The organism is Wolbachia endosymbiont (group A) of Ischnus inquisitorius (assembly GCF_964026985.1).
In the GTDB taxonomy this organism is placed as follows: domain Bacteria; phylum Pseudomonadota; class Alphaproteobacteria; order Rickettsiales; family Anaplasmataceae; genus Wolbachia; species Wolbachia pipientis.
This window is the reverse complement of record NZ_OZ034715.1, coordinates 1,189,183-1,215,358: the sequence shown is the minus strand read 5'-3', so window position 1 is coordinate 1,215,358 and position 26,176 is coordinate 1,189,183. Positions and strand designations below refer to the sequence as shown.

Annotated in this window: 24 protein-coding genes and 6 pseudogenes; 12 read left to right on the top strand and 18 right to left on the bottom strand. The window is 35.1% G+C overall.

From position 1 onward, the window contains the following. Window positions 1-18 precede the first annotated feature (18 nt). Together AAGD90_RS06370 and AAGD90_RS06365 are read right to left on the bottom strand one after the other, a co-directional pair. Window positions 19-1,203 carry a hypothetical protein gene (locus AAGD90_RS06370; RefSeq protein ID WP_341821857.1) on the bottom strand — a complete coding sequence of 395 codons (1,185 nt, stop codon included), beginning with the start codon at window positions 1,201-1,203 and terminating at the stop codon, window positions 19-21. Between the two features lie 157 nt (window positions 1,204-1,360). Then, window positions 1,361-1,768, bottom strand: a pseudogene (locus AAGD90_RS06365) (IS4 family transposase); the annotation flags it as partial. A gap of 216 nt (window positions 1,769-1,984) precedes the next feature. Between AAGD90_RS06365 and AAGD90_RS06360 the strand changes: the two are divergent. The 3 genes and pseudogenes from AAGD90_RS06360 to AAGD90_RS06350 all read left to right on the top strand — a co-directional run. After that, window positions 1,985-2,851 (top strand): annotated as a pseudogene (locus tag AAGD90_RS06360) (IS110 family transposase); the annotation flags it as partial. A 211-nt stretch (window positions 2,852-3,062) separates the two neighbouring features. After that, window positions 3,063-4,007 (top strand): IS110 family transposase, encoded by a 945-nt coding sequence (locus AAGD90_RS06355; RefSeq protein ID WP_265022222.1) that lies wholly within the window; start codon window positions 3,063-3,065, stop codon window positions 4,005-4,007. Window positions 4,008-4,217: 210 nt separating this feature from the next. Next, window positions 4,218-4,328 (top strand): annotated as a pseudogene (locus AAGD90_RS06350) (IS110 family transposase); the annotation flags it as partial. A gap of 193 nt (window positions 4,329-4,521) precedes the next feature. Here the strand turns inward: AAGD90_RS06350 and AAGD90_RS06345 are convergent. After that, window positions 4,522-5,504, bottom strand: a pseudogene (locus AAGD90_RS06345) (IS4 family transposase); the annotation flags it as partial. 122 nt (window positions 5,505-5,626) lie between these two features. On the opposite strand from AAGD90_RS06345, the gene AAGD90_RS06340 reads away from it, so the two are divergent. Continuing rightward, window positions 5,627-5,764: a hypothetical protein gene (locus AAGD90_RS06340; RefSeq protein ID WP_209452472.1), complete on the top strand. Its 138-nt coding sequence runs from the start codon at window positions 5,627-5,629 to the stop codon at window positions 5,762-5,764. Next, on the top strand, window positions 5,749-6,639 hold the full coding sequence (locus AAGD90_RS06335; RefSeq protein ID WP_341821856.1) for an IS5 family transposase: 891 nt from the start codon (window positions 5,749-5,751) through the stop codon (window positions 6,637-6,639). The genes AAGD90_RS06340 and AAGD90_RS06335 overlap by 16 nt, the downstream gene beginning before the upstream one ends. A 511-nt stretch (window positions 6,640-7,150) precedes the next feature. On the opposite strand, the gene AAGD90_RS06330 is transcribed toward AAGD90_RS06335, so the two are convergent. The 4 genes from AAGD90_RS06330 to rlmB all read right to left on the bottom strand — a co-directional run bounded on the left by AAGD90_RS06330 (window position 7,151) and on the right by rlmB (window position 10,402). After that, window positions 7,151-8,128 (bottom strand): quinone oxidoreductase family protein, encoded by a 978-nt coding sequence (locus tag AAGD90_RS06330; protein ID WP_038199239.1) that lies wholly within the window; start codon window positions 8,126-8,128, stop codon window positions 7,151-7,153. Window positions 8,129-8,298: 170 nt separating this feature from the next. Further along, a complete protein-coding gene (locus tag AAGD90_RS06325) occupies window positions 8,299-8,835 on the bottom strand; it encodes a cytochrome c oxidase assembly protein (RefSeq protein WP_341821855.1) in 537 nt (178 codons plus the stop codon). Then, a complete protein-coding gene (locus AAGD90_RS06320; protein ID WP_010962942.1) occupies window positions 8,836-9,558 on the bottom strand; it encodes a Bax inhibitor-1/YccA family protein in 723 nt (240 codons plus the stop codon). It lies immediately after the preceding gene. 79 nt (window positions 9,559-9,637) lie between these two features. Continuing rightward, a complete protein-coding gene (gene rlmB, locus AAGD90_RS06315; protein WP_341821853.1) occupies window positions 9,638-10,402 on the bottom strand; it encodes a 23S rRNA (guanosine(2251)-2'-O)-methyltransferase RlmB in 765 nt (254 codons plus the stop codon). A 92-nt stretch (window positions 10,403-10,494) separates the two neighbouring features. Between rlmB and AAGD90_RS06310 the strand changes: the two genes are divergently transcribed. After that, the gene (locus AAGD90_RS06310; protein ID WP_341821851.1) at window positions 10,495-10,995 is read left to right on the top strand and encodes a Smr/MutS family protein; all 501 of its coding nucleotides are present in this window, start codon (window positions 10,495-10,497) and stop codon (window positions 10,993-10,995) included. A gap of 708 nt (window positions 10,996-11,703) precedes the next feature. Here AAGD90_RS06310 and AAGD90_RS06305 read toward each other — a convergent pair. From AAGD90_RS06305 to AAGD90_RS06295, 3 genes are read right to left on the bottom strand one after another with little or no spacing between them, the layout of a single operon-like run. Continuing rightward, on the bottom strand, window positions 11,704-12,654 hold the full coding sequence (locus AAGD90_RS06305) for an IS481 family transposase (RefSeq protein WP_338482200.1): 951 nt from the start codon (window positions 12,652-12,654) through the stop codon (window positions 11,704-11,706). After that, window positions 12,576-12,779, bottom strand: coding sequence for a hypothetical protein (locus tag AAGD90_RS06300; RefSeq protein ID WP_341821850.1), 204 nt, complete (start codon window positions 12,777-12,779; stop codon window positions 12,576-12,578). The genes AAGD90_RS06305 and AAGD90_RS06300 overlap by 79 nt, the downstream gene beginning before the upstream one ends. Before the next feature lie 32 nt (window positions 12,780-12,811). After that, a complete protein-coding gene (locus AAGD90_RS06295; protein ID WP_341821848.1) occupies window positions 12,812-13,654 on the bottom strand; it encodes a hypothetical protein in 843 nt (280 codons plus the stop codon). Window positions 13,655-13,801: 147 nt separating this feature from the next. On the opposite strand from AAGD90_RS06295, the gene AAGD90_RS06290 reads away from it, so the two are divergent. Beyond that, window positions 13,802-13,936, top strand: coding sequence for a hypothetical protein (locus tag AAGD90_RS06290; protein WP_341821847.1), 135 nt, complete (start codon window positions 13,802-13,804; stop codon window positions 13,934-13,936). On the opposite strand, the gene AAGD90_RS06285 is transcribed toward AAGD90_RS06290, so the two are convergent. Both AAGD90_RS06285 and AAGD90_RS06280 read right to left on the bottom strand, forming a co-directional pair. Further along, complete coding sequence (locus tag AAGD90_RS06285; protein ID WP_341821846.1) at window positions 13,891-14,526, bottom strand: hypothetical protein; 636 nt, start codon at window positions 14,524-14,526, stop codon at window positions 13,891-13,893. The genes AAGD90_RS06290 and AAGD90_RS06285 overlap by 46 nt on opposite strands. 15 nt (window positions 14,527-14,541) lie before the next feature. Beyond that, window positions 14,542-15,401, bottom strand: a protein-coding gene (locus AAGD90_RS06280) for an IS630 family transposase (RefSeq protein WP_156518142.1) whose coding sequence is annotated in 2 segments (ribosomal slippage) — window positions 14,542-15,077 and window positions 15,077-15,401 — 861 coding nt in all. Because the reading frame shifts where the segments join, the coding sequence is not laid out codon by codon here. Window positions 15,402-15,465: 64 nt separating this feature from the next. On the opposite strand from AAGD90_RS06280, the pseudogene AAGD90_RS06275 reads away from it, so the two are divergent. Beyond that, a pseudogene (locus AAGD90_RS06275) lies at window positions 15,466-15,697 on the top strand (IS4 family transposase); the annotation flags it as partial. A gap of 7 nt (window positions 15,698-15,704) precedes the next feature. On the opposite strand, the pseudogene AAGD90_RS06270 reads toward AAGD90_RS06275, so the two are convergent. Next, a pseudogene (locus AAGD90_RS06270) lies at window positions 15,705-16,248 on the bottom strand (DUF6444 domain-containing protein); the annotation flags it as partial. 497 nt (window positions 16,249-16,745) lie between these two features. Here AAGD90_RS06270 and AAGD90_RS06265 point away from each other — a divergent pair. The 3 genes from AAGD90_RS06265 to lepB all read left to right on the top strand — a co-directional run bounded on the left by AAGD90_RS06265 (window position 16,746) and on the right by lepB (window position 20,558). After that, window positions 16,746-17,771: a Fe(3+) ABC transporter substrate-binding protein gene (locus AAGD90_RS06265; RefSeq protein WP_010082338.1), complete on the top strand. Its 1,026-nt coding sequence runs from the start codon at window positions 16,746-16,748 to the stop codon at window positions 17,769-17,771. 203 nt (window positions 17,772-17,974) lie between these two features. After that, window positions 17,975-18,862: an aspartate carbamoyltransferase catalytic subunit gene (locus tag AAGD90_RS06260; protein ID WP_006280416.1), complete on the top strand. Its 888-nt coding sequence runs from the start codon at window positions 17,975-17,977 to the stop codon at window positions 18,860-18,862. A gap of 949 nt (window positions 18,863-19,811) precedes the next feature. Continuing rightward, entirely contained in the window at window positions 19,812-20,558 is a 747-nt protein-coding gene (gene lepB / locus AAGD90_RS06255; protein ID WP_010962911.1) for a signal peptidase I, read from the top strand. 7 nt (window positions 20,559-20,565) lie between these two features. On the opposite strand, the gene hscA is transcribed toward lepB, so the two are convergent. Genes hscA through iscU form a run of 4 tightly spaced genes read right to left on the bottom strand, consistent with a single transcriptional unit; the run spans window position 20,566 to window position 23,539 of the window. Next, the gene (gene hscA, locus AAGD90_RS06250; protein ID WP_341821845.1) at window positions 20,566-22,314 is read right to left on the bottom strand and encodes a Fe-S protein assembly chaperone HscA; all 1,749 of its coding nucleotides are present in this window, start codon (window positions 22,312-22,314) and stop codon (window positions 20,566-20,568) included. Then, the gene (locus AAGD90_RS06245; protein WP_341822196.1) at window positions 22,292-22,744 is read right to left on the bottom strand and encodes an iron-sulfur cluster co-chaperone HscB C-terminal domain-containing protein; all 453 of its coding nucleotides are present in this window, start codon (window positions 22,742-22,744) and stop codon (window positions 22,292-22,294) included. Before AAGD90_RS06245 ends, hscA begins: the two co-directional genes overlap by 23 nt. Further along, window positions 22,737-23,150 carry an iron-sulfur cluster assembly accessory protein gene (locus AAGD90_RS06240; RefSeq protein ID WP_341821844.1) on the bottom strand — a complete coding sequence of 138 codons (414 nt, stop codon included), beginning with the start codon at window positions 23,148-23,150 and terminating at the stop codon, window positions 22,737-22,739. Before AAGD90_RS06240 ends, AAGD90_RS06245 begins: the two co-directional genes overlap by 8 nt. Window positions 23,151-23,155: 5 nt before the next feature. After that, complete coding sequence (gene iscU / locus AAGD90_RS06235) at window positions 23,156-23,539, bottom strand: Fe-S cluster assembly scaffold IscU (protein WP_007548853.1); 384 nt, start codon at window positions 23,537-23,539, stop codon at window positions 23,156-23,158. Window positions 23,540-23,717: 178 nt separating this feature from the next. On the opposite strand from iscU, the gene ftsY reads away from it, so the two are divergent. Beyond that, entirely contained in the window at window positions 23,718-24,629 is a 912-nt protein-coding gene (gene ftsY / locus AAGD90_RS06230) for a signal recognition particle-docking protein FtsY (RefSeq protein WP_341821843.1), read from the top strand. On the opposite strand, the gene radA is transcribed toward ftsY, so the two are convergent. Next, window positions 24,616-25,959 (bottom strand): DNA repair protein RadA, encoded by a 1,344-nt coding sequence (gene radA / locus AAGD90_RS06225; RefSeq protein WP_341821842.1) that lies wholly within the window; start codon window positions 25,957-25,959, stop codon window positions 24,616-24,618. The two genes, ftsY and radA, sit on opposite strands and share 14 nt — an antisense overlap. Window positions 25,960-26,176 lie beyond the last annotated feature (217 nt).

Here is a 26,176-nt window from a genome sequence, read left to right as displayed (position 1 = left end):
GGATTATTGTAAAAAGAGCTATACTTTTGGCTCTGTGCTTACTTTTTGATTAGCACGGCTTAGATTTTTAGGCTTTGGCGGTACTGCAGGTTTATCTTTGATTACCACTTTCGATTCTTGTCTAACTTCTTGACCAGTAGTAAACATTTTTTTTGGCACTTGCGGTGGTTTTGGTGGTACGAGGGATTGAGGTTGTTGTTTCTGCTTACGTTCTCTTTTTGCTTCTATATGTTCTTTAGGAACTGTTGCATAAATTGGCTCTTCTTTGGGCGATTTTGAACTCTGCGAATTTTCTATTAAAATTTTACTCTTCTTCTCTTGATAATTTGATATCTCTTTGTATACAGACTCTTCATTTAATGAACTTCCATAGCCTGAATCTTCTCTCTGCTCATATAAAGGATTTTCCTTTTGCTTTTTCTCTTGATAATTTGATATGTCTTCATATTCAGACCCCTGATCTAATGAACTTTCATAGCCTGAATCCTCAGAAGGATTTTCCTTAGCATCAGGCATACTAAAACTATTAGCTCCTTTTAGTAAAGAAGATGTAGACTTTGCCTTGCTTTCTCCATCTGAGGATATTTCTGATTTAAAGCGTACCTTCCTCGAATCTGGAGCAGCCGGAGGTGCTGTTGTTGGTCGCTTTATTTGCCTCATGCGATTACCACCTAATTTTTCTTTCGGCTGTTCTTCTTTTCGCAGCTCAAAAGTACCTTCCTTTTGCTTTCTACCTTCCAAACTCACTTCGTGTGATCTATCTTTTCCTTGACTCTTTTCACTTTGTTCTAAATTTAAAGAATCTTTTAAAATATTATTTTTTCTGAAATCTTTTTCTAATTGTTCCAAGAGATCAATTTTTTTTAAAATTCTTGTATACTTAGCTGCTGTTTCTAAAGTGAAACTTGACAACTCATCATTTACAAAATTACTTATACTACTGTTCTTGGTTGGAAAATTTTTTCCCAAAATTCTATTCATTAATGTTTTAAAAAGACCTAATGGCTGTTCTACATAATTGTTCAAGTCAGTATATATAACAAACTCAGCTATACCTTTTGCCTCACCTGTAAAACCTTCTAATGCATGAGATAAATCCCTTAACGTTTTGTTATATTGTTTCTCTGCATTTCCTAGCTTTACAGCTTTGATCAGAGAATCGAGATTTTTTTTATAGTTCTCACTTTTAAATGGATTATTCATACTAATTACAGCTCATTATTTATTAAAATATAGATCTAAAATATTAAGATCTAGTAAATATTACTTTTGTAATTCATGTAGAACTATAGCTATAATAAGTAAGATTTCCCTACGTCATACCGCCGCGGTATCTCCAGATCCCCCTAACAACTTACTATTACCCACAAATATAAAGTTCGTGAGCAAGTCGCCATCCTTCTGCTAAATCAAAGAGACGTTTATATCCTTTCCAAAGAGTAATTGGTCCTGGTTTTGGGTCATTTTTTCTTGCTAAATGGCCTCCAAGTTCATGAAACAGCTTCTTTTATGTTGGGAACTACACTTGGACATGGTTTTCTGTGTATTTTAACGTATAAAACTTTCCATTCTTCTTCAGCTAATAAGGTAGTACATGGTAATGTTGGGTTAGCTCTTGCAATTGATGTAATAAAGAAGATCCTCCAAGCAATAATACTCATAACTGTTAGATATCTCATTAGTCTTTCTGCTATTCCAAGCCTACATTCTTCAACTTTGAGACCGGATTTAAAATTTTATGTAATATCTCTATTTTCCATCTAAGGCAATTGTAAGTTAAAAACGTGATATAAAAGAGATAAGAGAGAAAGATAACCCTGCTCACTAGGAATAGCGGGCGTGCGCGACCGAAAGGAAATTGGTATTACAACCGTTGGTATCAAGGTACGCTAGCCCTATCTCTCGATACGTTTGAATAGTTGCTTGGGACATATATATGCACCCGTTTACAATCTTAAATTAACTAAAACTATCGAGGTTTATTATGGTTACATCTTATCAAAATTTTATTGGCATTGACATCGGAAAATTTAAAAATGTCGTTGCAATTCACAAACAGAAGAATGCTGTCGAATTTGATAATAATGCTTCTGGTTGGCAACAATTATTTCAAGAGTTTTCAGATATTCTACCTAATGCTTTAGTGACTTTAGAAAATACAGGGAAATATGAGCTTGGCTTATCACATTTTCTTACCGACAAAAATATTGCCGTGCATCGAGCTAATACTCGTAAAGTAAAAAGCTTTATTTTATCTCACGGAACTTTAGCAAAGTCTGATAGATCAGATGCAAGAGCTCTTGCTCAATATGGATTTGAACGCCATAGAACTATCTCTCTATTTGTACCTACCTCTACAGAACAATCAACTTTGGCTGCACTTTGTCAACGTCGTGATGATATTACGCAAATGAGAACTCAAGAAAAATGCAGACTTGAAGCACCGGAAAATGACCATATAAAAGAAAGCTGTCAAAAGACCATTGAGTTTTTCGATAGTCAAATAAACGAACTCAATGATACTATACAAAAGATTATTGATGAAAGCCGCGAATTACAACAACACCAAAAAATTCTTAAAACAGTTCCTGGAATAGGTAAAAAGTTATCACAAGATTTTTTGTGTTTAACGCCAGAGCTTGGTTACTTAAATAGAAAAGAAGTAGCAAGTCTTGCCGGAGTTGCACCGTATCCAAAAGAAAGTGGTAAAGCTGTTGGTTACCGAAGGATTACAGGTGGTAGAAGTAACGTTCGTTCAAAGCTCTTTACAGCCGCTATGGCTGCTACAAGGTCAAAATCTATACTTGGCGCCTTTTATTCTAAGCTTGTTGAAAGTTGTAAGTTAAAAATGTGATATAAAAGAGATAAGAGGGAAAGATAACCCTACTCACTATAGGAATAGGGCTATCACGGGCGTGTGCGACCGAATGAAAGTTGGTATTACAACCGTAGCCATCAAGGTAAACTAGCCCCATCTCTCGATACGTTTGAATAGTTGCATGGGACATATGTATGCACCCGTTTACAATCTTAAATTAATTAAACTATCGAGGTTATTTATTATGATTACATCTTATCAAAATTTCATTGGCATTGATATCGGAAAATTTAAAAATGTTGCTGCAGCTTATAACCAAAGGAGCGCTATCAAGTTTGACAATGATGCTACTGGTTGGCAACAGTTGTTTCAAAAATTTTCAGATATCCTACCTAATTCTCTAGTAACTTTAGAAAACACTGGAAAATATGAGCTTGGCTTAGCACATTTTCTTGTTGATAAGAATGTTGCTGTACATCGAGCTAATACTCGTAAAGTAAAAAGTTTTATCATATCACATGGAACTTTAGCAAAGACAGATCAATCAGATGCAAGAGCCCTTGCTCAATATGGTTTTGAACGCTATAGTGCTCTATCTCTATTTGTGCCTATGTCAAAAGAACAAACCGCCTTAGTTGCACTCTGTCAACGTCGTGATGACATTACGCAAATGAGAACTCAAGAGAAATGTAGGCTTGCAGCACCTGAAAACGACTATATAAAGGAAAGTTGCCAAAAAACAATAGACTTTTTTACCAGTCAGATAAATGAGTTCAACGATGCCATACAAAGAATTATTGATAAAAATCCAGAGTTACAAAAGCGTCAAAAAATCTTGAGAACAGTGCCAGGAATAGGTCTCAAGTTATCACAAGTTTTTGTGTGTCTAATGCCAGAACTTGGCCACCTAAACAAAAAAGAAGTTGCAAGTCTTGCTGGAGTTGCTCCACATCCAAAAGAAAGCGGTAAAACTATTGGTTACCGAAGGATAACAGGTGGTAGAAGCAATGTTCGTGCAAAGCTTTTCACAGCTGCTATGGCTGCTGCAAGATCTAAATCTGCACTTGGTGCTTTTTATTCTGATCTTATTGGTAGAGGTAAAAAGAAGATGGTAGCTATAACAGCTCTAATGCGAAAAATCATAGTAATTGCCAATGCAAGACTTAAAGAAGCAATTAATATGAAATAAAAAAAAATCTGCATAGAAAATAGGTTAACGGATATGTGCGTCTACACACATTTAAAGCACATATTCGTTAACCATAAAATCTAAGCAGTGGTTGCTGTTTGATATAAATTTCTTTCTGTATAAACTAGGATCTTTGTTACCAAAATACATTTTTCAATTGAATAAAAATACAAAATTATCAACAAATGAGACTAAATTCAAAAAATTTTAAAAAACATAGTTGATGGTAAGAAGAAGATGGTGGCTATAACAGCCCTAATGCGTAAAATTATAGTAATTGCTAATACAAGACTTAAAGAAGCAATTAATTTGCATACTTAAAAATCTTCACAACGGTAACTGAAATTGGCTAATGAATATGTGCGTCCACACAGACTTAAAGCACATATTCATTAGCTTAAGCAGAAATTGCTGTGGTAGCTGTTTGATATAAAATTCTATTTCTATGACAAACGGGTTTTTATTGCCCATATAATTTGCAAAATTACACAAATAAAAAAATTTTTAAAAAACATAGTTGATACCAACTAATTTTTTCAACAGCTTCATCGAAAGTATTAACTGAAAGATTCGTTAATAGCATCCATTCTAGCGGTTTTTTTTAAGGGAAGGGGAGTTTTCTCAACAACATAAACTGCATAAAGTGGTAATTTAGGTAGTTCTTCCGTCTTATGCCTAATATTATTCTTAGATGGATTCATCATAAACTTTCCAAATCTAACTTCCAAACGTGCTGTTCTTTTTGGCTTATTATCTTTTACAGGAACTTCAACTTCTACCGTACCTGCACAATGAGAGGATTTAATAAATGCCCATAACTTCTGCTCACCTTTTTCAGGATATCGAGATTTTCTATTTACTGCTCTATCTCTGCATGCTCTAACTAGCACTGCCGAATTAAGATTATGTGCAAGCTCAAAAAAGTCATATATATCTGCTTCTCTATCGCATACAGTTATAGTCTCAGTTTGAGTTGGATCAATAATATTATTTGTTTTTCTTAAAGTTTCCAACCACTTTACGCTTTCTTTATCTTCAATGCGATCGCTCTTTTTTTTAAGGTTCTCAGTTTCTTCAGGTCTTGAATAAACTTTTTGATCTAGTATCCCTAGTACCAAACCTTCTATACTAACGGCAAGAGCTGTATGCATTATAATACCTTTTGCAGTATCATAACTGGACAAATTTGCTAATCCGCTTGTTTTTTTATGGTTATTATATACAATGTAACTGGTATCTTGAATGACAAGAACCCTCTTGTGAGCTTTTGTTCTCTCAACCGTCTTATTAATATGTGTAGCTAAAATATCACTTTCTTTTACATTCTCATTTTGAAAAAAACGTTATGCTGTTTTTGCTTCTGACCAACTTTCACATGCTTGATTAATCTAACTTTCAGGTAATTTTGTCAAACATATCAGCAATCTTTACTAATCGCTCAGTTAACCTTTTATCTCCAAATTCATTTTTAGCCCATTCACTACTTTTACTTGCCATTTTACACCCTCAATATTTGCAAACTTTAATATTGTAATATTTTACTTTTTAGTCCATTTATATTTGTGGGTAATAGTAAGGAATGACACCGTCTTGGATGGAAACCAGTGTCAGCTACTTTCATGACACCATCACAAGGTGAAACTGGATCCCAGTGGGCTTTGTTGCATCGCTCAAGTGAAAAGAACTGGCAGTTACTGACAAAATTCATTATAAATAGCCATTTAACTGTTGAAGAAAAAATATGCCACAAAAAATGAGAGTCAGTAACTGCCATGAATATAACAAATTTCTCCAAGAAAGAGGAAGCATTTTTTGTTATATCAATGACGCCATAGAAAATTGGTACGAGAATTGTCCAAAAATGCAGGGCGGCAACTATATTTATAGTGATAAAGTTGTGATTTTGGTGCATATAATCGTCAGTTTCTTTAGAATTGGTTTAAGACAAACAGTCGGGTTTATAAAAGGGTATTTGCAACAAATAGGAAGAGATTTGGCAGTTATCAGCTATTCACAAGCATCAAGAAGGTTTAAGAAACTTAATATTAAGATAAATGATTGCAGAATTGATAAAAATAATATGGAAGATATCGAAATTGCTATAGACAGTACAGGAATTAGTATATACAACAACACTCCTGGTCACAGCAAGGAAAATAGCACTGACAGAAAATATCGTGGCTATGAGCAAACGAGAAAATTGCACGTAATGTTGAATATAAACAACAAAAAAGCCATAGCTGTAAAATACAGTAACGGTGTCTACTCTGATCACTATGGAGCTTGTGATTTGCTAAAAGAAGTTGATTTTCAGCATGCCATAAAAGCACTATATGCAGATAGAGCATGTGATAGGCACAAGTTTTATAAGTTGTGTAACGAATATGATATAAAGACAAAAATTCCACCAATAAACAATGCGGCAGAACATCCAGAAATAGATTATATGTCTGACAGGAATGCTGCTATTAGGTTAATAAAATTATACGGTGAAGATGGCATGAAAGAATGGAAAAAAGAAGTAAATTATGGGAAAAGATCTTATATTGAAGGGTTTTTCTCAAGATTAAAGCAAATATTCGGATTTAGTTTTAGGAATAAATCTGAGATAAATCGAGAAAAAGAACTATAGCCTTTCTTATAATAGTCCGAATGCGATAAGATATGTGTTTATGGCTATAGCAGGCCAGTAGCATATTACGGTCTGTTCGGATTATTGTAAAAAGAGCTATAAATGCTATTTGCTTAATAAATTCACTGATATTGGTATGGCTAAATTTGAGATAGTTACATGAATTTACCATAAATCACCATCTCATAAAGTGTGATGCAACAAAGCCATCCCAGTGTCAGCTACTTGGATGACAAGAAAGGGAGCACTGGAATGACAGGAGAAGGGGGGCTACTACCGTCATAAAGGAACCAGTGTCAGTTACTCGGATGATACCTTTTTCTACTTAATTTGGGTTATGCAAGAAGTCTATTCGCGGTATAGATTCCGCTAACACGTAGCGGGATGACGGTTGTCGGTAAATCTAAGTCAGTTTAGCTATATGCTTTTAATTCCCCCAAAAGGAGAATTAAATATGTGAAGTTCTAGTTGATATGACTTAATGAATGGTTAGTTTAAATTACTAATTTATTTAAGAGATTTTGATAATATTTAACCCACTCGCTTTTCTATTTTCCATATCACGATGTGCTTGAATTATTTCATCAAATTTATATTTTTTATTGATCCGTACAGTTAAAAGTTTTTTTCTTATCATCTCGAAGATTTCCATTGTGGTAAGCACTAATGTGAATCTATCATGCTTATAATGGTATATTGAGGTTCCAGTTGCAAATAACGAACGTGAACTAAGTAAAGAAAAACTAATAGGAGCGTTACCTGATATCTGCCCATAGGAAACGTATATGCCGAACCTGCCTAAAGATTCAAAAGAAAGCTTGCTTGTAGCGTAACCTATAGGGTCATACACTGCACCTACTCCTCTGTTTTGCGTAATCTCCATAACTTTAGAAACGAAGTCTTTATCATTGTAGTTTATTGCGTATGTGCAGCCACTTTGTAAAGCTATCTTCATTTTTTCATCAGAGCTTACAGAACCTATCACTACACCTTTTTTATCCTTTGCCCATTGGCATATTATTTGTCCTAAACCACCATTAGCCCCATGAACTAGCACGAAAGCACCAGGCCTAACTTTATAAGATTGATTAACTAAATAGTGAGCTGTCATACCTTTAAACAGCACTGCAGCAGCAACTTCATCAGATATGTCATCTGGAATTTTTATCAGATATTTCTGGTGTATAATGCGCTTTTCACAATATGCCCCTGGAGGAGCTGTGCAATATCCAACTCTGTCTCCAACCTTCAATCCATCACTGATTTTTTTACCAAGCTTTTCAATAACTCCCACTGCTTCTACCCCAAGCACTGATGGTAAATTTTTAATTTTGCGCGTACCTTTTCTGTGCTCTAAATCATAACGATTTAAGCCGATAGTTGTGTGACGTACTAAAACTTCCTCGCCTTTTGGCTCACCTATACTCTTATCTACAAATTCTAATACTTCTGGTCCCCCAGTTTTTTTAATTTGTATAGCTCTAACCATGATGAATATTAAGATAAAAACTTTGATTATGTTATCTAACAATTAATATTTTGCAAAGTTATTGTTTTCACAATCAATAGACTTCTTGCGTTACCTCCTGTCATTCCAGTGTCAGCTACTTGGATGACACCCTATTGATTACTGAAATGACACGGTTTGCAAACATTCTGTTACTTAAGCTTAAAGAACGTGTATGATAGTGTTATTTCGCCCAAATCTTTTGTATTACTATCAAGCATTATCTCAGGATCTATATAGAAAGATACAGGCATAGCTGCTTTTTGTTTTGGTAGCAACATTTGCTCTTCAAAACAAAAGCATGCAACTTTATTGAAATACTTACCTGCTTTGAAAGGCGTAACATTATACACCGCCATACCAAATGAAGGCTGATCAGATAGATTTTTTGCGTAATAAAACGCTAAACTTTGTTCTCCTATGTTTACGTCAACGTAGTTAGTTTCTGATTTAAACTCCCAAGGTAGATCGGAAATTATATCAGCATTGAAATGGACCCTGATCTTTTGGTTAGTTATATTTGTTGTTGTGTTAGTTACTTTTCTTATTGTGCCACCATACCCAGTAGCTTTACAGAAAATGCTATATAGAGGTACCGATGCATATGCAAGACATATCATCGACACAACTAAAGATACTAAAAAGAAAACTATAGAATTCTTACTGCCTTTCCTTAAAAAGGAAAACATCTAATCCCTATTGTTGAACAAGTTAAGTAACCTGAGTAGATTGAGAAATATATTAATAAAGTCAAAATAAAGATTAGTTGCACCGAGTATTGCCAATTTAGTAGTAGCAACTTCTGATCCGTCATTATGTTTATAATAAACGTCCTTGATTCTTTGAGCATCATACGCAGTCATTAAGGTAAAGACTATTACTGATATGAACGATATTGCAAAGTGGAGAGGACTACTTCCAAGAAATAAATTTACTATAGACGCAATGATTAACCCCCAAACTCCCATAATCAAGAAAGAGCCCATACTTGTAAGATCTCTTTTTGTAGTATTGCCATATAAAGCCATAGAGCCAAACATGATTGATGTAATGAAAAACGCCCTTGCTATATTTTCTGCAGTATAAACTATAAAAACATAAGATAAGGAAAGCCCCATTAACACTGAGAACGAGAAAAATATAGTAACGGCAGACTGAGCACTTAGGTGTTGAATTCTATAAGACATGTAGAACACCAATGCAACCGGAGATAACATTACCACAAGCGATAGAACGGGATTAGAATAAATTACTTGAAAAAGACCAGAAAATACTGTTAAAAATGCAACAAGCCCTGTGACGCCCAAAGCTAAAGCCATGTAATTATATACTTTAGTTAGGTAACTTCTAAGCCCAGCACTATAATAAACGCCTTGAGAGCGAATATCCTGTTCATTTCTCATATAAGACATAATATAACTCCTTTTATCCATTACTTAACACATTATAATATAAAACCATATTTTTATCAAGTGTTTTTATTATAAACAGCTATGCGCTGGCATTTGTTTTAATATAAATAGAATATAGGCCTATTGCTGCTGCGTTTGAAACATTTAAACTGTTAATTGCATTTGACATTGGGATTTTTAAAAGATAATCACAATTTTCTTTAACTAACCTCCGCATTCCTTTCTCTTCAGAACCAAAAATAATTACTCTTTTTTTCTCAAAACTCTTTATTTCATCTATATTTTCTTTAGCATTGCAATCAAACCCGTAACACCAGTAGCCGACCTTTTTTAAATACTGCATAGTTTTTACTATATTTGTAACGTATATTAGCGGAACAATATCTAAAGCCCCACTTGCTGCTTTTGCAATAGATGCATTTTCACTCGGTGAATGGTTATGTGGTAAAACCAATGCGTCGACATTAAAACAAGCTGAAGTTCTTAAAATTGATCCAATATTGTGCGTGTCAGTGACTTGATCTAAAATGACTATAGTAGAACTGTCGTTTGAGCTTTCAGCTACTTCTTCGATGCTTAAGTTATAAAGAATAGGGGCAACATTTAAAGCAATTCCTTGATGGTTAGCACCTTTGGGTAAAACGTCATTAAGTATTTTGTTTTCTACTAATCGAGCTTTAATGCCCTTACTATTTGCATATTGCTTAATTTCTTTTTCGTGTTCTCTATAGAAATTTTCTGTTACTAACAGTTCTATACACCGCCTATTTTTATTCTTCAGTGCTGACATGCAGGTGTGCTTTCCATACAGCCAAAAATTCTCATTAGTTTTTGACGATTTCATCGTATTATTGAAAATCGGGTTTTTATAGAATAAGCAACATTTTACTATGTTTAGATATTGTTGTAAAATTATACAATTCGATTAATGCGTTTATGTCGGACGATGAGTTGGATTGGCAAAAAAATGTTAAGCCAATAGAATGTAGAAAAGTTACTTTGAAAGTTGATCATAAAGTAAATATAAAGTCTATGGTTGATAAAGGTACCTCCGACTTACAAGGGAATTTTCTTAATACCAATAATGGTAACTCATCATTTTGTCTTGACTACAACACAAAATCAAAGATTGATAGGGGTAAATATTTTATAAGCGATAAGCTCGATTTGCATGGCTATAATATAGAGGATGCTTACTGTAAATTGATAGATTTTATTATCAAAAATTATCGAGCAGGAAATAGATGTTTATTGGTAATTACGGGATACGGCAGTGCAACAAATAAAGCAGACACTATAAAGAATAACTTAAATAAGTGGTTAAATGATACTAAAATCCAGTATATGGTTCTATACTACCAACAAGCTACGAAAAAACATGGTGGTAAAGGGGCTTTTTATGTTTTATTAAGAAGGAATAAAAACCTTGAGTCCTGATACTTAAAATTCCTTTTAAGCCTTAATTTTTCTTGTATAACCATACAGTGTTCGGCAGCGCGTGACGCACAACTGTGCGAACATTGTGATTTGGGTCTACCAGGAAGGATGTCTCCCAGTACCTCTTTTCCCGTCATCCCGCTACGTGTTAGCGGGATCTCATTTCACTTTATGAGGGTGTCATCCGAGTAGCCCCTTTCTCGTCATCCCGCTACGTGTTAGCGGGATCTCATTTCACTTTATGAGGGTGTCATCCGAATAGCTTGACTACTTGGATCCAGATTGGATACTGAGTTGGTGAGTATAAAAGTATAGCTTCTACGTCATACCGCCGCGGTATCTCAGCCGCTAACAAGTAGCGGGGTGACGAGTTACTATACCGCTGCGAACCGTTATACCGCGATTTATTCCATAGCTGTACGAACATTCATTTTTGAAGGTAAACTGCACAGCAAATGGTGTCATTCCAGTGCTTGACACTGGAATCCAGCCGGCTTTGTTGCATCGCTAGCTATGATGGATTAAAGATAAAAAAGGTGGAGAATATCAGTAGCTTATTATTCTGGTATTTATAACAAGAACGGTCAGTGAATACCTAAATTTGAGTAAAAGAAATTTCACTACCACTCACTAATCCGGCTAAAATTCAAGAATTTCAATGCTTTAGCTATTTTCAATAGAATTAAATTTATTAATATAAATAACAAGTTAGATGTATGGTCCCAGAGTGTGATGGTGTGGATTTAGTATAAATAATTCTGGAGACTGTGTCCACTGATAACATATAAATTCATAAGGAGTAAGACCCTTAAGAGTTTTGAGTCTCTTTGCATAATTATAAGCCATAACAAAGTTATAAAGGTGTTCTTTAAGTTGCTGGTGCGATTGATAGTAATACTTCTTAACTGTAGCATCCTTTAAAGTTTTATTCATACGCTCGACTTGCCCATTCGTCCAAGGATGGCTAACTTTTGTCAAACGATGTTCAATAACATTCTCTTCGCAAACTCTATCAAATATATGTTGGAAAGCATACTTATGACGCTTCTGGTTTGTAAATTGTATACCGTTATCTGTCAAAATAGTATGGATTTTATACGGTAAAATTCTAATCAAATTACGTAAGAACTCAGCAGCTATGGGTTTTGTAGCACTGTTACACAACTCAACATAGGTAAATTTGGATGTCCTATCAATAGCAACAAACAAATGTAATTTGCCCTCCTCAGTTCTAACTTCAGCAATATCAATATGAAAGTAACCGATAGGATATTGTTTGAATTTCTTTTTTGACTTAACTTCTCCATCAACAGTTGGTAATCTGCTAATGTTGTGTCTTTGTAAACAACGATGCAAGCTAGAGCGAGTCAAATGCGGAATTGTAGACTGCAGAGCGTAAAGGCAATCATCTAGTGGCAGTAGTGTATACTTGCGAAATGTAACTATTATAGCTTCCTCTTCTAGCGTTAAAACAGTTGATCTTGGATGCTTTGGACCCATATCAGCATCTTTCGTAAATGAACGTTTTCTCCACTTAATAATAGTTTTTGGATTAAGGTTATAATGCTTGGAGAGTTTTGCTATGCTCTCTTTTCTATTTTGTATTGCTCTACGAATCGTCTGTGTTGTTTTGGCGCACCCATGTAATATCTGTCCCATAATGACTCCTTAAATGATGATGATAGTATACCATCACTCTCTGGGACCATACATCTTATAGCCTTTCTTATAATAGTCCGAATGCGATAAGATATGTGTTTATGGCTATAGCAGGCCAGTAGCATATTACGGTCTGTTCGGATTATTGTAAAAAGAGCTATACTTGCCCTTTTGGACTTTCGGTTTGTTTCTCTTTTGTAAATATTCTCTGATAGTCCGTGTAGCCTCTATTAGTATCACCGATATCGCCACTGCCTTGATCAAAAGTTATTTTTTTACTTCCATTTCCCATATCTTCAATTTCAACTTGAGGAGAAACAGATGCTAGGAAATCGTTATAACTGTAGTTGTAGTCAGCAGAAAAGAATATTTTCCCTTTGAAATTGTGAAAGTTATTAGACAACATTCCAATTTCTTCATCACCATCAAACAATTTTACTTTAGTGAAATATGTTTGATCTTTTATTCTAACTATTTCACCGCTGGAGTTTCTTTGTATGTGATAATCATTTGGGTCGTACTTTATAGCAAAAAGTTTGCCAGAGCCATATTTCTCTAAGTTTATAAGGCCCACATTTACATGTTTATGGGAATAATCTCTCTTTTCATATTCATGTGCAAATATTGGATCTATGTATCTATATTCATCTGATATATTTGGCATACCTATTGGATGTTCATTTCCATCTTTCGTCACCGGAACAAGCTTATATGTTCCGTCTTTTTCCACTAATTTTAGATGAGTAATACTTTGTGGTAGTTGAAACCTTACATTTGCTCCATGGTCATGAATAAATAGATCACCTTTTTCGGTAATATAAAAGCCCATATTTTTGAATGTATGTAAATTTTCGCCTCCTTGTTTTACAACCGCTTCGTGTACATCGTCGTCTGTCCTATCTGTTCCCTTATTATCCAGTAGTTTTCCTTTTTCTACGATTACTCCATTTGCCTTTTGCTCATCAGAATATTGGGCATGCTCTGAATCCTGATGATTCAAAATTTTGGTACCTCTAAGGAGCAGAGAATCTAAATCTTTTTGGATGTGTCCAGTGCTAGGATGCAACAATTCATTTTCATGTAAATGCGCCTCATCAAAGTATTCATCACGTTCAACTGTTCTGCCATCTATTAGGGAAGCTTTATAATGACCGTTTTCTTTTGTATAGCTCTTTTTACAATAATCCGAACAGACCGTAATATGCTACTGGCCTGCTATAGCCATAAACACATATCTTATCGCATTCGGACTATTATAAGAAAGGCTATAACTGCCATGTAAGCACCACCTTCGTATGAAACATTTAAGTTGTGTAATATATCCTCAAAAACGAAAGTTTCTTTAGTTTGGCCTTCAACTTGCTTAAAAAATCCTGATTCGCTCAATAATTCTCCAAGCTTTGTATTTCCGTCATATATAGACAGTGCACCCATATCTCCTTGACCATGAGCTTGCATAGAAAAAATCTTACCTTCTTGTAGATCAATATGAGTACCTCTGATTAAGTTTGGATCGATATTGACCAGCCCATCTAATATTTTTGCTGCTTGGGAATTATTTTCAATCTTATCAACAGCTTTGTTTTTTAGTTGATCAAACTTTAAAAATGCTGGTCTGTATTTTGTATTTTCCTCATTACGTAACTCTTCAATAGTAATCTCTCCTTTATGATATTTTTGATACATTTCACCACGTTCTTTATTCAAATTATCAAATTCATCTACCTGATTCTTAATTTCTGTATCATATTTTGATAATATCCTTAAAGCCTGATTTTTATACTCTTGACTGTTTCGATATTCATTACCTTGTTGGTCAGAGTAAGTTAGTTTATCCTGTCCATCGGAAGTTTTTACTATAGCATTTCTCATAATAGTCCGAATAGGTCATAGGAAGGCAGAATCAACAGCACGACGAAAGGATTCGAATAGAGGAATGTTTTTCCTGGCTCTGTTTTTTATAGCAAACCAATGATGCTCAATTTTGTTAAAATCTGGAGAATAAGGCGGCAGATACAAAATTTCTGCACCGACTCCTTTAGCGAGCTTGATAAGCTTATCAGACTTATGAAAAGTAGCATTATCAAGAATGACAGTTTGTCCAGGTTCTAAGATCGGTGCCAAAAATTGCTCAAACCATCCATTAAAAATATCCATATTACAGTGGCCTTCAAATGTTAATGGAGCAACTATCTTTCTTCTACTTAAGGCTGCAACCATGCTGATTCGTTGAGTTTTTTTTCCAGATTTTAGGGCATAAAATCGCTGTCCTTTCTGGCAATACCCATATGGATAGTCCTCCGTGTTATCAATCCCAGACTCATCTATATACACTAAGTTTTCTGGTTCTTTTGTTGCTATAATTTTTAAGAATTCAGCACGTTTTTCTTCGTTCCTTTCCTTGTATCCATATGTCTTTTTTTGCGCGTAAATCCAATTTTTCTGAGAGCTCGGTGGATCGTTTGGATACTAACGTTGCCCCAAAGTTTAGCCATTTCCGACAGAGTTTTTCTACCGTGTTTTTTAGCAAATTCGATAAACTTATTCCAGTCGATAATTTTCTGATTGTAACCTCCATTACCGAGTTTTTTTGACTGAAAGTCGCCTGTTTCTTTTTTTCTTTGCTGCCACTCCCACAAAGTAGTTCGTCCAATTTTAAATCTTGCTGCCACTGCTTCTCTGCTTTCCCCTTCGTCTAGTGCTTCCATTGCTTTTTTTCTTAAATCATAACTATATGCTGCCGGCATCCAACCTCCTTATCGCCATCTATCCTTAATCTTATCATATCCGGACTTCTGTGGAAAGAGCTATACTACCTTATTAGCTGAAGAAGAATGGAAAGTTTTATACGTTAAAATACACAGAAAACCATGTCCAAGTGTAGTTCCCAACATAAAAGAAGCTGTTTCATGAACTTGGAGGCCATTTAGCAAGAAAAAATGACCCAAAACCAGGACCAATTACTCTTTGGAAAGGATATAAACGTCTCTTTGATTTAGCAGAAGGATGGCGACTTGCTCACGAACCTCATATTTGTGGGTAATAGTAAGATTTGATATGCTGCCAACACTTATGTTCAAATTAAAAATGTCATTTATGATACTAGCCACTTCACGCTTTGAGTTTTTGTAAAATCCGCTGAGTGCTGCAATTATAGACTTAACCCTTGGACCAAATGTATCTGGCGTAACACCTTCTGGTAACTTGCTACTTTTTCTTTTTCTGCATCTCCAACAACGACCATGTTCCAATTACTACATAAGGCCTAATTTCCGGAAGATCAACTTTTTGGTGAACATAAGGTTTTTCGCATATTACAAGCTCTCCTCCGCATTCGCAAATATTAGGCAACTCTATTTTTACTACTTTATCCGCTTCCATTGTGGCATGAAAATTTCCTTTATGCCCAACCTGATCGCCAACATTCCTTTCGCTTTTTGGCTTGTCCTTTTTTATTTTGTATAGCTCTTTTGAGCTGGGCAGGGATGAGTTTTTTGAATTTAAACCGAGCCTTTCCTTTAATTCAGCGTTCTCTATCTTTAAAGCTTTATTTTCTGCTTTTAAGTTTTCTATCTCTGCTTTCAGTTTTTCTATTTTTTGCTGTAAATTTTTGCAAAGTTCTCAAAGGTTTACCACATTACCTCACTTTTGCTCTATGATTATCTTTATTATCTTGCTTTGTCTACCTTATTCTACCACTCCGCTGAACGGATACAATTTACTAAACAGAAAAAAAGGCAAAAGAAACCCTAGGGTAGCTAGTTATTCACTATCCATTTTTTAAGTTGGCGTTTTTTAATGTTTTAAATAGCGCATTTCAGCTTATATTAGGTAAAAACCTAGAAATTTTATAAAGACATAAGGTGCACATAGTGCAAAAAATTAAGCATGATTTACGCCAAATACATTAAGTTTTTTGTCATTAATCCACTGCAGAGATTGCGAAGATAAATAAATAGCTTCAGTGTTATAATAAGGGGGCTGGCGAAGCTTGTCAAGGAAGTTTTTATGATTTATCTAACGAACTTTACACTTGCTAAAGTTGTACCATCTTGGTAACTTTAACTGAAAGAAGTTATTTTTTATCCAATATGAAAAAAGCCTTTATATTCACATCCTTAATAGCAATTATATTGATAGTTATTACTTATTTATACAGAAACGACGGAACTAATGACTCACAAGTGGTAAATGTTTATTCATCGCGCAAAGAAGAATTAGTACGTACTTTGTTTGATGAATTCACGAAAAATACAGGTATTAAAGTACGTTACATCATTGATGATTATTCTCAGCTACTTTCACGAATGGAAAACGGTGGTGAAGCTGACTTATTTTTGACTGCTGATGCAATCAACTTAATTCTAGCAAAAAAAAGAGGACTTTTATCTCAAGTAGATTCAGAGGTTTTAAAAAGTGTTATACCTGCAAGATTTAGAGACAGTGAAGATTATTGGTTTGGTCTTACAAAAAGAGCTAGGATATTGGTTTACAATAAAGAGTCAGTAGACCCTAAGGACTTAAGTACTTATGAAGATTTAGCAAATGAAAAATGGAAAGGAAAAATATTAGTGCGTTCTTCTACAAGTCCATATAACAGATCGTTAATTGCTTTTATGATTGCAAATAATGGTTTTGAAAAGACGAAAGAATGGGTAAGCGGAATTGTGAGCAATATGGCAAGAAAACCAAGTGGTGGTGATACTGATCAAATTTACGCCGTAGCAGCGGGTGAGGGAGATGTTGCAATAGTAAACAGCTACTACTTTGCGAGAATTCTTTCATCAGAAAATAAAAAGAATGTTGCAGACAAGCTAGGGGCTTTTTTTCCTAATCGCAACGATCACGGTGTAATGGTAAACATCAGTGGTGCAGCAGTAACAAAAAACGCAAAAAACAGGGAAAATGCTATAGTCTTATTGGAATTTTTAGTAAGCAAGCAGGCTCAAGAGTTATACGCTAAAAAAAACCAAGAATATCCTATTATTGAAGGCGTTGAAACTTCCGATATACTAAAATCTTGGGGAAATTATTCACAAAGTGATTTGCCTCTAAGTGAACTTGAGAAGCATCTTTTTGAGGCTGTTATGATAGCGGATGAGTGTAAGTGGAAGTAATCCCCAGCGCCACTAAACATTGGGATGAAAGATTTATGCTAATATACCTTACTCTTGACTCGCTGAACTTTTTCTTCCTTCTAACTTAATTTTGACTTTACTATCTTTTTCCGTTCTTTCACCAAAACAATTGCTGCACAAGAAGTCTATTGAAAAAAGGTAATAAGAAAGTAGAATAGGTTCAAGTAGTTGAAAAGGAAACTATGAACAAGAGAAGGAATTTGTTAAACATCTCAGACCTTACAGTCGATGATGTAGAAAATATAACTAAGTTGGCCAACCAGTACCTTAAAAAAGAAGTTGCAAATAGTCATATCTTGGAAAATAAGACAGTAATAAATTTATTCTTTGAAGATTCAACGCGTACACTTGCGTCTTTTGAAATAGCAGCAAAAAGCCTTGGAGCAAATGTTGTAACTTTGCCAATAAGATCTTCTTCTATTAACAAGGGAGAAGATCTAAAAGACATGATCAAAACATTAAATGCAATGAATCCTGATTACATAATAATCAGGCATAAAAGTAGTGGTATCATTAATACACTGGCAAAGTATGTTAACTGCTCGCTAATCAATGCAGGCGATGGAAGTAGTGAACATCCAACTCAAGCTCTTGCAGACTATCTTGTAATCAGCAATCACAAAAAGCAAATAAAGGACCTCAAAGTTGTGATATGTGGAGATATTCTGCACAGTAGAGTTGCAAGATCAAATATAAGATTGCTAAAAATGTTTGGAGCAGAGATAAACTTGGTCGCACCACCAACTTTGATTTGTAAGCATTTTCCTGAAGTAGATTCAGTCCATTATTCATTAATTGAAGGTATAAAGGATGCTGACGTAATTATGCTTTTGAGATTGCAGAAAGAGCGCATGAATAATAGTTCTTCAGAGAAAGAATATTTTTATTTGTATGGACTTGATTCACAAAAGCTATCATACGCAAAACCAGATGCGATTGTTATGCACCCAGGGCCAATAAACAGAGGGATTGAGATTAGCAGCGATGTAGCAGATTGTGTTATTTTACAGCAAGTAGAATTTGGATTGGCAATACGTAAGGCAGTGTTGCACTATTATAGGCCTTGCTAATATTAAAAGATGCTACACAACTAATGCAAAAAGGGGGGGCATGAAATGACAAGGCTTGTAAATGGTTTGAGAATGGCCATTAAGATGTTAAGGCCGAGGATATGGTGTGGAAGTTTTTACGAAAGCCTGAAGTCAATCAACAACCTTGCAGAACGGCAAATTAGACGGCTATCGTAAAAACAGCTTTTTCACCTGGTCGGAACATGGAGAAAGATTTGTGGAAAGAATGTTGTCGATATTTTTGACATCACGTCTCAATGGCCAAAATCCCTTCCAAAAGTTACGACTGCTTAGTTCTTTATTCATTCTCACAATCCGTGAACGGTTACAACCTAGATTCCAGTGGGCTTTGTTGCATCGCTAGCTATGATGGATTAAAGATAAAAAAGATAGTGAATATCAGTAGCTTATTATTCTGGTATTTATAACAAGAACGGTCAATGAATACCTAAATTTGAGTAAAAGAAATTTCACTACCATTTACCAATCCGGCTAAAATTCAAGAATTTCAATGCTTTAGCTATTTTCAATAGAATTAAATTTATTAATATAAATAACAAATTACTATTCTTAAATTTGATCAGATTGATTGCAAAAAAACAAGATTTTCAATAGGTTGCTTATAATCCTAACTATAGTTAGCCTTTCATAAGTAGCGATGCAACAAAGCCATTCCAGTGTCAGCTACTTTCATAACACCATATTACCTTAACAAAAGCAAATGTTCGTACAGATGTGCATCAGCTACTTTCATCTGCCACCTGCAAATTGCAATGTTCGTACAGTTATGTGTCACGCTACTTGGATGACACCGTTGAAAGAAATGAACCGCCTTTTCAAAATTGTTTTGAATAGAGGAATAACATTCACAAGTAAAATTTCATATTACCATTTTTTAATTTATGTATTATAATAAGCTTAATCTATAAGAAAAACAAAGTTGGAAAAGTTGGAAGAACTAAGCAAAAACTGGGTGATAAGAACGGGAAGATTTTTATCTTCATTGTTTTTTTTACTGTTGATTGCGCTATCAATACGTAGTTTTTTATTCGAGCCATTTCATATACCTTCTGGTTCAATGAAAAGCACCCTACTTGAAGGGGATTACATTTTTACTAGTAAATATTCATACGGTTACAGTAAACACTCCTTTCCATTTTCTCCAAACATTTTTAGCGGCAGGATTTTTTATACCCCTCCAAAGCGTGGCGACATAGTAGTTTTCAAACCCACAAGAAATGACAGCATCAGGTTTGTTAAGCGAGTAATAGGAACACCAGGTGACAAAGTGCAAATGATAGAGGGAGAATTATACCTAAATGATCAGAAAGTAGAGCGAAGGCAAATTGAAAGTTTTTTTGATTATGAGTCAAATCGTAACATACCAAGATATATAGAAACGCTTTTAAGTGGCAAGGAACATGAGATTTTGGTAGATGACATTTCTAATAAGCTATCATATAACACTCCGGTTTATTATGTACCTAACGATCAATTTTTCGTTATGGGAGACAATAGAAATAATTCTTTAGATAGTAGGTTTCCTGAAGTTGGTTTTGTACCAATGGAAAATATCATTGGGCGTGTAAGCATAGTTGGTTTATCATTTAAATTAGGAAAGGTCGATTGGTTACCATTTAATTTCAGGTTACCTGTTGCTTTGAGATTAAATAGGGTATTGCACAAGGTTGTGTAAGCTTTTTCTACCTATTTGTTAATTCACACAACTCTAAAGAAGAATTTTCTAACTCGGCGATAGTGTTGTTAATTTCATTCAAGTCATTGCCTTGTAAAGCGTTTTTTGCATTTTGTAATAGGTTTTTCAACTTTTGATCAGTGGAAAGGTTATTATTGTTTTCAACCAAGTGTATGAGTTTATTTCCATTAATTTTAGCACCTGCAAGGGAACGAGCCTTCATATCTTCGTCAAAACTGTTTATTGACTGGTTAACCATATTTTGAACATCAGCTTCACTCAAGCCAAAACTTGAATTTACTTTAACTGTCTGCTCAATTCCAGTAGTTTTTTCTCTTGCAGTAACAGTCAAGATTCCGTCAACGTTAACTGTAAATTCTATTTCAACTCTTGCAGAACCTGCAGGCAGTGGCGGTATACCTTTTAGTTCAAACTGCGCTAGAGATTTGTTATCCTCTATCATTTCACGTTCTCCCTGACAAACGTGAATTTTCATTGCTGGTTGCCCATCAACATCAGTTGTAAACTCTTTTATCTCTGAAACTGGTAGTGGTGTATTTCTTGGTATGATTTTTTCAACTATGCCTCCCATAGTTTCTATGCCAAGTGATAAAGGTAGAACATCCAGGAGAATATTCCTATCTTTTGAGCTCGAAGTTAAATCATGAGCCTGCAGAGCTGCCCCAATGGCAACTGCTTTATCTGGATCCACGTCATTTAGTACTTTATTTCCAAAGAGTTTGACTAGTGAATTTTGAACCAATGGTGTTCTAGTTGCACCACCAACTAAAATTACTCCTTTTATATCATCAATTTTAAGATCTATATCACTTATAGTACGAGTGACTATATTGATAGTCTTATTGACCAAAGAACTGATTGCCTGCTCGAATTCTTCTCTGGTAATTTCGCACTCAAATGGCTTGCCGTTAACATTAAATTCGAAGATACCTATAGTGTGATTGCTTAGGTACTCTTTCACAGAGCGTGATTCGATAAATAAGGAATTTAGTTGCTTAGCCGTCTTTTCTCTATACTTATCAATCACAATTGAACTCAGCAAATGATCAAAATCATCACCGCCGAGTTTGGTGTCACCACCAACCGCAAGGACTTGAAACACTCCTTGGTGCAATTTCAATATCGAAATATCGAACGTTCCGCCACCAAGGTCATAAACTGCATATATTCCACTGCTATTGTTCTTTTCAATGGAGTAAGAAAGCGCTGCAGCGGTTGGCTCGTTAACGAGGCGAAGAACTTCTATTCCAGCTAATTTTGCCGCATATTTGATTGCGTTACGTGCTGAATCGTCAAAGTAAGCTGGCACAGTAATCACTGCTTTTTTTACTTCCAGCCCCTTAGACTTTTTTACCCTCTCACATAAAGCTTTTAATATCTCAGCAGAAATCTCAATAGGAGTAAGATACTTTTCCTCTGCGCATTTTATTCTAATAACTTTTTCGCTTTCATGATCTATTTCAAAATTGACGCCTTCTTTATTTAATTCTTCAACACTTTTACCCATTAAACGCTTTATTGAGTAGATTGCATTTTGACCGACATCGTAGCCAGTTTTCAATGTATTATTTTCATATGAAAGAGCAGAAGGCAGCAGTTCTCTTCCTTGTTCATCTTTAAATATCTCCACGTTGCCAGCTTTATTTACCATAGCAATCAAAGAATTGGTGGTGCCAAGGTCTATACCAAAAACTACTTCACTTGAATTTGGTTCAGAAATTTGAATTGGTTGCATTCTTTTTCACCTCCTCAAATGACTTATATAAATATTTCAATCTTAAGACTTGTGTAGCAGCTCCATCAAAATTCTTTACAGCAAAAGTGTTAATTAGGTTTTTAACGCAATCTTTTATTTTTTCATCAATCATCCTGCTTGCAAATTGTAGATCGTCGCAGTCCAGCAAATACTCTCTTATTTCCATTGATTCATTTAATATTTCAGAATTCGGATGATCCTTTGCCACACCAAAAAGATTCAACAAATGCTCAGCACGTTCTAGTGGTGACTTTAGCACTTGATAAGCTCTGTTAATATTTTCCATGTTTTGGGACTGTCTTTCATTTATATCAGTCCTGCTTAGCTCAATATATTTTTTCTCTAACTCATCAAAACTGATATTGAAAGCTGGTTCAATTTCAAACAATGCAAAATAGTTGCTAGACATGAAAACTCTCTCCACAACCACATTTTCCTTTCTCATTAGGATTTTTGAAAACAAAACCCGATGAAAATTTTTCTTCTACATAATCCATTTCAGAGCCAAGAATAAACATGACGGATTTTGGGTCGATCAACACTTTAACTTTTTGGCCATCACTACAGTTTTCCTCAATTATCGACTCTAAAGGACGAGTATCATATGCATATTCAATATCATATTTTAAACCAGAACATCCTTTTTGCTTAATTAGCACTCTTATTCCTATTGCTTCTTCCGGTTTCTCAAGGTTAGTATGCTTCTTTTGGTCCAATAAATACCTTATCCTTTCTACTGCTTCCGCAGTTATAGTGATAAGTTTTCTATTCTTTTTTACAGTTTTACCTCCGCCTACTTCTTGATATTCACCCATGCTTCTTAATTCTTTTGTTTACTTTGATAGTCATGAATAGCAGCCTTTATAGCATCTTCAGCAAGTACCGAACAGTGTATCTTCACTGGAGGTAAAGACAACTCTTCCACTATTTGAGTATTCTTTATCTGTGTAACGTCACTGATGGTTCTTCCCTTTATCATCTCTGTTAACAAGGAACTTGAAGCAATGGCAGAACCACAACCAAAAGTTTTAAATTTTGCATCTTCAATAACACCTTTGTCATTGACCTTTATCTGCAATTTCATTACATCACCGCACGATGGTGCACCAACTAAACCAGTACCAACATTTGGATCATTTTTATCCAGAGAGCCAACATTCCTTGGATTTTCGTAATGATCTAAAATTTTCTCATTATAACTCATAAAATTACCTGTAAACCGCTATTCTACATTATAACATATTTAGGTTAAAAACTAAAGAAAAATGCACTAGCAAACAGTATATTTTACTCACAAAATATATGGGTTACGAGTGTATTTACTTTACAAATACATGTAGTGCATGTCATTCTCTATATTGTAATTAAAAAGGAGTATTCTCTTGAGTTTATTTGGTAACCTTTATAAAGGCTTGTTAAAAACTTCTTCTCGCTTTAGCAACGGAGTAAAAAGTATTTTCTCTGACAAAAAAAAATTAGATCAGTCGCTTTTAGATGAGCTAGAAGAATTGCTAATTAGCATGGACATTGGTCATAAAACTTCCAAGTTGATTATCGATAGGCTCACAAACATCAAGTTTGACAAGGAAGTTGAACATAACATTATCACACAGCAGTTAATGAACGAAATAGAAGCTATATTGAGCCCAGTTGTACAGCCGTTAATTTTAAATAAAAAACCACATATAATAATGGTATGCGGAGTAAACGGTAATGGTAAAACCACGACTATAGGTAAGCTTGCATATAAATATAAGGAGATGGGAAAATCCGTTATGCTTGTTGCGTGTGACACATTTAGAGCTGCTGCTAGTGAGCAGTTAAACATTTGGGCAGAACGTTCTGATTGCTTGATTGTTACTGGAGAGTACGGTAGCGATTCTGCGAGTGTGGCATATAGAGCTGTAAGTCAAGCTATGAAAGATAGCGTTGATGTTGTTCTAATTGACACAGCAGGAAGGCTGCAAAATAATGTGAACCTTATGGAGGAATTATCAAAAATATATAGAACGATAAAGAAATTGGATGACACTGCCCCTCATGACGTTATTTTAGTTCTTGATGCAACTACCGGCCAAAATGCTTATAGCCAATTAGAAGCATTTAGCAAAATGGTTAATGTTACCGGGCTAATCGTAACAAAGTTAGATGGCACTGCTAAGGGCGGAGTGGTAATTGGACTTGCAGAAGCTTATAAGATAAAGTTACATGCTATAGGAATTGGCGAAAATATAGAGGACTTAAGGGAGTTTACTAGCAAAGAATTTGCTGAAGCGTTATTTAATTGTAATTAAAAATTTCTCTTAATTCCCTTACGTGACCAAGCTTAATTATCTCAATATCGTGAGAAGAGTAATTACCATTTTTAGGCATAATTGCTTTTTTGAATCCTAACTTTTGTGCTTCTTTTAGTCTGAGATCAGCATGCGAGACATTCCTAATTTCTCCTGAAAGTGCAACTTCACCGCAGATTATTGAAGAAGTTGGCAGCGGTAAATTTACTACACTTGAAATAAGGGAAGCAGCAACAGCAAGATCAGCCGATGGTTCCTGTATTTTGAGTCCCCCTGCAATGTTTAGGTATACCTCTTTATCATGCAAAAACATTTTGCAACGAGCATTTAGCACCGCAATGATCATAGCCAATCGATTAATATCCCACCCAACTACTGCCCTTCTTGGGGTTGCCATATTAGTCCCTGCTATTAATGCTTGCACTTCCATTAAAATTGGTCTTGAACCTTCAATTCCTGCAAATACGGCGCTGCCAACTACTTCTCTGTCATGGGCCATCAGAAACAATGATGATGGGTTATCAACAGGCACAAGTCCTGCTTCAGACATCTCAAAAACACCAATTTCATTTGCAGGGCCAAATCTATTTTTAATAGTGCGTAAAATGCGATATTGATTACTATTTTCACCTTCAAAATATAATACCGTATCTACCATATGCTCCAAAGTTTTAGGTCCAGCTATTTGTCCATCCTTAGTTATATGGCCAACTATTAAGAGGGAAATACCATATTGTTTCGCAAGAATGGTTAATTCATGTGCGCAAGTGCGGACCTGAGTTACAGTTCCTGGTGCTGATGTAATTCTGCTATCATACATTGTTTGTATAGAGTCAATTACTAAGAATTTAATACTTTTGTTTTCCTTTATTGTTGCTACTACATCAGTTAAAGACACTGTAGACAAAAGCTTAATTTTAGGTTCATTTATCTTAAGACGCTTTGCTCTGAGGCTCACTTGCTCTAAAGATTCCTCGCCGGATACATAAAGACATTCAAAAGAGGAAAGTTGCACAACATTAGCTGCAATTCTAAGCAAAAGGGTAGATTTCCCAATTCCAGGTTCGCCACCAATTAAAATGCTAGCACCTTGAACGATACCCCCACCAAAAACTCTATCTAATTCTTCTATTCCTGTTAAAAAACGACTTGGAGTGACAATTTCGCTACCCGATAACGTCTTTATTAAAATTGGCGCAGATATACTTCTTTTGCCCGTTTTTACTGCTATTTCCTCAACAATTGTATCCCAATTGTCACATGCAATACACTTCCCTACCCACCTACCAGTGCTGTGACCACAGGATTGACATACATATATAGTTTTCATCAAAGCCAAAATTATTTTGTTGTAATTGTAATAAAAATTAGCTGAATATGCGAAGTAAATCTATAGCTAACCCAAGAAAGGGTTCCCTATGTCATACCGCGATTCATTCGCGGTATCTCTAGATCCCGCTAACAAGTAGCGGGATGACGAGCTTATCGTCACGCCGCCGCGAACCGTCATACCGCGATTCATTCGCGGTATCTCAAAGCATAGATCC

What these genes read in the sequence shown, in the direction of transcription:
- AAGD90_RS06310 (WP_341821851.1), top strand. Translation starts at nt 10,495, where the DNA reads ATGTCGGACGATGAGTTGGATTGGCAAAAAAATGTTAAGCCAATAGAA.
- AAGD90_RS06335 (WP_341821856.1), top strand. Translation starts at nt 5,749, where the DNA reads ATGCCACAAAAAATGAGAGTCAGTAACTGCCATGAATATAACAAATTT.
- hscA (WP_341821845.1), bottom strand. Translation starts at nt 22,314, where the DNA reads ATGCAACCAATTCAAATTTCTGAACCAAATTCAAGTGAAGTAGTTTTT.
- radA (WP_341821842.1), bottom strand. Translation starts at nt 25,959, where the DNA reads ATGAAAACTATATATGTATGTCAATCCTGTGGTCACAGCACTGGTAGG.
- AAGD90_RS06285 (WP_341821846.1), bottom strand. Translation starts at nt 14,526, where the DNA reads ATGAGAAATGCTATAGTAAAAACTTCCGATGGACAGGATAAACTAACT.
- rlmB (WP_341821853.1), bottom strand. Translation starts at nt 10,402, where the DNA reads ATGAAATCGTCAAAAACTAATGAGAATTTTTGGCTGTATGGAAAGCAC.
- AAGD90_RS06290 (WP_341821847.1), top strand. Translation starts at nt 13,802, where the DNA reads ATGACCGTTTTCTTTTGTATAGCTCTTTTTACAATAATCCGAACAGAC.
- AAGD90_RS06300 (WP_341821850.1), bottom strand. Translation starts at nt 12,779, where the DNA reads ATGCTACTGGCCTGCTATAGCCATAAACACATATCTTATCGCATTCGG.
- iscU (WP_007548853.1), bottom strand. Translation starts at nt 23,539, where the DNA reads ATGAGTTATAATGAGAAAATTTTAGATCATTACGAAAATCCAAGGAAT.
- AAGD90_RS06370 (WP_341821857.1), bottom strand. Translation starts at nt 1,203, where the DNA reads ATGAATAATCCATTTAAAAGTGAGAACTATAAAAAAAATCTCGATTCT.
- AAGD90_RS06330 (WP_038199239.1), bottom strand. Translation starts at nt 8,128, where the DNA reads ATGGTTAGAGCTATACAAATTAAAAAAACTGGGGGACCAGAAGTATTA.
- AAGD90_RS06240 (WP_341821844.1), bottom strand. Translation starts at nt 23,150, where the DNA reads ATGGGTGAATATCAAGAAGTAGGCGGAGGTAAAACTGTAAAAAAGAAT.
- AAGD90_RS06265 (WP_010082338.1), top strand. Translation starts at nt 16,746, where the DNA reads ATGAAAAAAGCCTTTATATTCACATCCTTAATAGCAATTATATTGATA.
- AAGD90_RS06260 (WP_006280416.1), top strand. Translation starts at nt 17,975, where the DNA reads ATGAACAAGAGAAGGAATTTGTTAAACATCTCAGACCTTACAGTCGAT.
- AAGD90_RS06355 (WP_265022222.1), top strand. Translation starts at nt 3,063, where the DNA reads ATGATTACATCTTATCAAAATTTCATTGGCATTGATATCGGAAAATTT.
- AAGD90_RS06305 (WP_338482200.1), bottom strand. Translation starts at nt 12,654, where the DNA reads ATGGGACAGATATTACATGGGTGCGCCAAAACAACACAGACGATTCGT.
- AAGD90_RS06325 (WP_341821855.1), bottom strand. Translation starts at nt 8,835, where the DNA reads ATGTTTTCCTTTTTAAGGAAAGGCAGTAAGAATTCTATAGTTTTCTTT.
- AAGD90_RS06320 (WP_010962942.1), bottom strand. Translation starts at nt 9,558, where the DNA reads ATGTCTTATATGAGAAATGAACAGGATATTCGCTCTCAAGGCGTTTAT.
- AAGD90_RS06245 (WP_341822196.1), bottom strand. Translation starts at nt 22,744, where the DNA reads ATGTCTAGCAACTATTTTGCATTGTTTGAAATTGAACCAGCTTTCAAT.
- AAGD90_RS06340 (WP_209452472.1), top strand. Translation starts at nt 5,627, where the DNA reads ATGACACCATCACAAGGTGAAACTGGATCCCAGTGGGCTTTGTTGCAT.